At 75.3% G+C, this 4,340-nt stretch carries 5 protein-coding genes; 1 reads left to right on the top strand and 4 read right to left on the bottom strand.

Features of this window, described 5'->3' with window-relative positions; all coding sequences use genetic code 11:
* Positions 1–564: 564 nt before the first annotated feature.
* The 4 genes from I6A60_RS40740 to I6A60_RS40725 form a co-directional block, all read right to left on the bottom strand.
* Positions 565–1,140 (bottom strand): transcriptional regulator, encoded by a 576-nt coding sequence (locus I6A60_RS40740; protein ID WP_203017050.1) that lies wholly within the window; start codon positions 1,138–1,140, stop codon positions 565–567.
* The gene (locus I6A60_RS40735; protein WP_203017052.1) at positions 1,137–1,637 is read right to left on the bottom strand and encodes a hypothetical protein; all 501 of its coding nucleotides are present in this window, start codon (positions 1,635–1,637) and stop codon (positions 1,137–1,139) included. Before I6A60_RS40735 ends, I6A60_RS40740 begins: the two co-directional genes overlap by 4 nt.
* Complete coding sequence (locus I6A60_RS40730) at positions 1,634–1,951, bottom strand: hypothetical protein (RefSeq protein ID WP_203017054.1); 318 nt, start codon at positions 1,949–1,951, stop codon at positions 1,634–1,636. Before I6A60_RS40730 ends, I6A60_RS40735 begins: the two co-directional genes overlap by 4 nt.
* A 243-nt stretch (positions 1,952–2,194) precedes the next feature.
* Positions 2,195–2,689, bottom strand: a complete 495-nt coding sequence (locus I6A60_RS40725; RefSeq protein ID WP_203017056.1) for a hypothetical protein — start codon at positions 2,687–2,689, stop codon at positions 2,195–2,197.
* 433 nt (positions 2,690–3,122) lie between these two features.
* Between I6A60_RS40725 and I6A60_RS40720 the strand changes: the two genes are divergently transcribed.
* Complete coding sequence (locus tag I6A60_RS40720; RefSeq protein ID WP_203055885.1) at positions 3,123–4,184, top strand: MarR family transcriptional regulator; 1,062 nt, start codon at positions 3,123–3,125, stop codon at positions 4,182–4,184.
* Positions 4,185–4,340: the final 156 nt, after the last annotated feature.

Raw genomic sequence — 4,340 nt, 5'->3', positions numbered from 1 at the left:
CGCGCGGGCGGGGGGGGCTCCTTCTACGCGAGAGGTGTGTGGCGCGGTGGTGCCCGAAACGCGGGGCGCGCGGGGGCGCCGGGAACCCTGGACTGAGCGAGGTCGGCGACGCCCGGCCGGGCCCCTGCCGGGCGGCCCCGCACAGTCGATGTAGGTCGCGCCCGACGGTCCTGCGGGCCGCTAGCCATCCCCCAACGCCGCGTGACGCCCCGAACGGGCACGGATGGACAGGGCCGGCACACGCGGCGTGGCGGTCTTCCCTGGAGGCCCGGTTCGCCGGGTGAGTCCGCCATGCCGCCCCGTCCGGGTGATCCCGGCCCCCCGCCGGGCGCCGGGGCGCGGGCCGTGTGCCGGGCCGCTGGGCGTCCTGACGTGGCCGGCGCGGTCGCCGGGTTGGCGTTGGATCACGGCGACCCGGCGCCGCAGCGGCCGGGCGGCGGCGGCCCGCGTGTGGGGCCGGTCGGGGTCGGGCGGGCGGCGCCCGGGATCGGGGACGTGCGGCGTGAGGAGGACCGGGGCGCGGCCAGAGATCGGGCCGCACCCCGGTCCGGGGTGAGGGTTCGGTTAGCGGGGGTCGGTGGGGTCGGTGGGGTTGGGCAGGTTGCTCGTGGCGTGCAGGACCCGCCACCGCTGAAGGTGGGCGGTGAGCGTGTCGGGTGCCACGTCGTAGAGGACGGCGAGGGTGCGCCGGTCCTCCGTGCGGATGGTGAGGACTCGCCCGCCGTAGTCGTGGCGTGCGACCTGGATCTGGGCGACCCAGCGTCGTAGTCGCTCCACGTTCGGGTCGCTGACTTGGGCGAGGGCGGGGAGGTCGAGCACGATCCGCACGCCGCGCGCGGCCCGGTCGCCGACGGGGCGCCCGGGCAGTAGGACGTTGACCGGGACGCCGTAGAAGGCCGCGAGGCGTGCCAGCCGGTCCATGCTGATCATCCGGTCGCCGCGTTCGTAGGAGCCGAGCGCGGCGACCTTCCATTCGCCGTGGGACTGGGCCTCGACCTGGTGCAAGGAGCGGCCTTGGTGTCGGCGTAGTGCCCGGAGCCGCTCGCCGAGCTGTTTGGCGTAGGTGGGGGTCTCGGCGCCTGCGGCTGGATGGGTGGTGGCCACGGGTGGGGACGGCGGCCGGGCGCCGGGTGTGGTCATGGCCGGTCCTCGGGGTTGGTGATGCGGGTGAGGCGGAACTGGGATTCGGGGAACGCCCGGGTCATTCCGGCGAGGGCCGCGAGGCCGAGGAAGGGGTCGGTGAACGGGAACGGCAGCGGCTCGGTGTCGTCCTCGGGGCCTGGGGTGAGGTCCACGACGTGGAAGCGGGCGGCGGGGTCGTACAGGTCGCGTAGCCAGGCGGGGGCGGGGGTCAGGTCGTCGCCGTCGGGTGGCCCGGCGGCGACGATGTCGCCGCGCAGGTCGACGCCGTCGAAGGCGGGGTCGGCGTACAGGGCGAGCAGACCGGCCCGTTGGTTGACCGGGAAGCCGCGCAGCGCCGCGCCGCGCCGCGCGAGCAGGCACAGCTCGTCGCCGACCGGGATGGCGTCGGTGTAGCCGCCGACGAGGCGTTGGAAACCGGCCAGGTCCCAGGCGGGCAGGCGTTCCACCCGGGCCGGCGAGGTCGGGGCGGCGGGGATCACGACGACGTCGATCATCGGACCGCCTCCGCTCCGGCGAGGGCAGCGCCGCCCCGGGCCGGCATTCCGGCGGGTGCCGGTGTGGCCGGGGCGGATGTGTCGTCAGGGTCGGGTCGGAACAGCAGCGTCGCCTCGACGTCGCCGAAGGACTCGACGAAGCACACGTCGTCGGGAAGACCGCTGAGAGCCGCGGCGAAGTCGAGACCGTCCGCGCCGGGCCGGATCGTCAGCGTCCAGGTCCCGTTGCCGTAGGCGAGCAGCTCGACCAGGCGCGGCTCGCCGTCCTCGTCGGGCGGGGTCGGGGTGGGGGTGTCGGGTGGGAGAATGCTCATCAGGGCTTCACTCCTGGGTTTGGGTAAAGGGGTGGGGTTCCGAGGCCCCGGCGTGGCTGCGCCGGGGCCGCCTTCAAATGGCCGGCTTTCGCGTGGGCCCGAAGGCCCGGCAGGGCGGGCCGCGTGCCTTCGTGGCGGCCCCGACCGGGACCGGGCGTGGAGCTACGGCGGCGAAAATCGGCAGGACAGCCCCCGGCCTCTGGGCGGGAAAGAGGAAAGGCACCATTCCGGCCGCCGCACCGGTCACGTCGTCGGACGGTTGGGGATACGGGTGAGGCGGAACGTGCGCGGGGACAGGCGGGTCATTATGGCCGCGACCGCGAGACCCTCGAACACGTCGCCGAACTGTTTCCCGGTCGCTTCCCACAGCCCGCTCCGAGAGTGCTCGCGCTCGATACCGAAAAGGCCCGGCGGGTCGGCGAGGAAGTCGCGCAGCCAGCCGGGCGCGGCGGTCGTGGCCCCCGGGTAGCCGGGCCCGACGACGACCGCGTCCCCGCAGATCACCTCACCGGGTGAGTCCGGATCCAGGGCGCCGCGCAGCAGGCGCGCCCGCGTGTTCACCGGCCGGTCGCGGTCCTCGGGCTGCTGGCCGACGAGCAGCCAGGCGTCCTCGTCCAGGAACAGCGCCCGCAGGTCGCCGCCGACGAGCCGGCGCAGCGGGTCCACGTCCTCGGACCGCACCGCCTCGACCCGCGCCGGGCCGCGCGGGTCGGCGGGAATCGCGACGACCGCGACCACCCCACCCGCACGGTCCCCAGCCGGCCCGATGGGGTCGGGCGGGGACGGTCGGTCGGGTGGGGACTGTAGGTCGGGTGGGTGAGGGCAGGCCATCGGCCACCTCCCTTTCACGGAAAGAAACACCGACATCGGAAAATCCCGGACGCCAACAGGCCGGCCGACACAACCCCCAGGCCCACTTCACCCAGGGAGTTGTGTCGGCGCGCGCCCGTTCCTATGCGCGCCGTGATAGCGGAACGCCGCGACCATAACTTGATCACATCGCGTTCCGCAACCCCATTCCTAAAGAGTCATGAAAACACGGCACGGTCGAAAAGAATTCCAAAACGGGGCTGGCTGGACCCGGGGAAATCGAGGTACAGCTGGAAACGAAACAAAACCCGGGCCGCCCTACGCGGCCACCCACCCCACACGAACGGAAACGGTTTTCACCATGCCCGAGAACACCACACCCACAGCCGACGTCGACGCCGTACCCGCCGACCTCACCCGGTTCATGGTGATGGTCGCCGCCGCCGGCAGCCCGATCACCGCCAAGGACCTCGCCGCCCGCGCCGGGGTGTCCCGCTCGACCGCGCAGACCGCCCTGACCCGCCTCGCCGCCCTCGGCCGGGTCGCCCGGGTCACGCCCGCCGTCGCCGGTCCCGGCCGACCCGCCGCCCACTGGGCCCCGACACCCGCCCCGACAGCCCAGCCCACCGACCCGGACACCACCCCCGCGCCCGACGCCCCCGCGCCCGACGCCCCCGCGCCGGACGCCCCGGCGCCGGACGCCCCGGCGCCGGACGCCGACAGCCTGGATGTCGCCGAGAGCCCGGATGTCGATCTGGTCACCGACGACACCGACACCCAGACCGACGACCCGACGCCCGACGCCCCGACGCCCGACGCGCCCGCGACGGCCCACGACCACCCTGCCGCCCCTGACTCACCCGCGGTCAGTACCGAGGAGGCGCCCGACGTTCCGGTAGCCGCCGAGGACGTGGACACGGCCCCCGACGACGCCCCAGCCGCCCCGTCCGCCGACACCCCCGACGTGCCCGACGGCGGTGCGGGTGTGCCCGGCGACGTGGTGCCGACGTGCCTGGCGATGCGCTGCCCGGTCGCCGCCTGCCCGAATCGGACCGGCGCCCCCGCGCCCGCGTCGGCGCCCCGGGTGCGCACCGCGCGGGCGGCGACGGCGGCGGATGAGGCGCGGACCAACGGCAACGGCGCGCCCCGGATGCGCCCTGGGCAGCTCACCGACCAGGTCCTGGACTACCTGCGCGAGAACGACGACGTCGCGTTCACCGCCGGTGAAGTCGCCCGCCACCTTGAGCGGTCCTCCGGCGCGGTCGCCAACGCGCTGCAGGTGATGACCGTCAGCGGCACGGTCCACCGGGTCGGCGACAACCCGCGCCGCTACCAGTACGCGGTCACCCCCACCTCCCGGCCCGGCGGGTCCCGTACCCGGGCCGCGAAGGCGACCCGTCGTCCGGCCCCGGCCACCCGCTGACCCCCGGCATCCCGGGACGGGCGGGGGGGGGGGGGGGGGGGGGGGGGGGCGGCCCCCCCCCCCCCCCCCCCCCCCCCCCCCCGGATCTGTTCGTCGCTCGGCCTGCCCGACCGGGTGCTCGCCCAGCAGATCGGCACGCTGTCCGGTGGCCAGCGC

The organism is Frankia sp. AgB1.9 (assembly GCF_016786355.1).
In the GTDB taxonomy this organism is placed as follows: Bacteria; Actinomycetota; Actinomycetes; order Frankiales; family Frankiaceae; genus Pseudofrankia.
The sequence above is the reverse complement of the archived record's forward strand: the minus strand, read 5'-3'. Positions and strand labels throughout refer to the sequence as shown.

Bases quoted from the DNA above. Each gene is read 5' to 3' on its own strand.
- I6A60_RS40740 (WP_203017050.1), bottom strand. From the start codon at position 1,140: ATGACCACACCCGGCGCCCGGCCGCCGTCCCCACCCGTGGCCACCACC.
- I6A60_RS40735 (WP_203017052.1), bottom strand. From the start codon at position 1,637: ATGATCGACGTCGTCGTGATCCCCGCCGCCCCGACCTCGCCGGCCCGG.
- I6A60_RS40730 (WP_203017054.1), bottom strand. From the start codon at position 1,951: ATGAGCATTCTCCCACCCGACACCCCCACCCCGACCCCGCCCGACGAG.
- I6A60_RS40720 (WP_203055885.1), top strand. From the start codon at position 3,123: ATGCCCGAGAACACCACACCCACAGCCGACGTCGACGCCGTACCCGCC.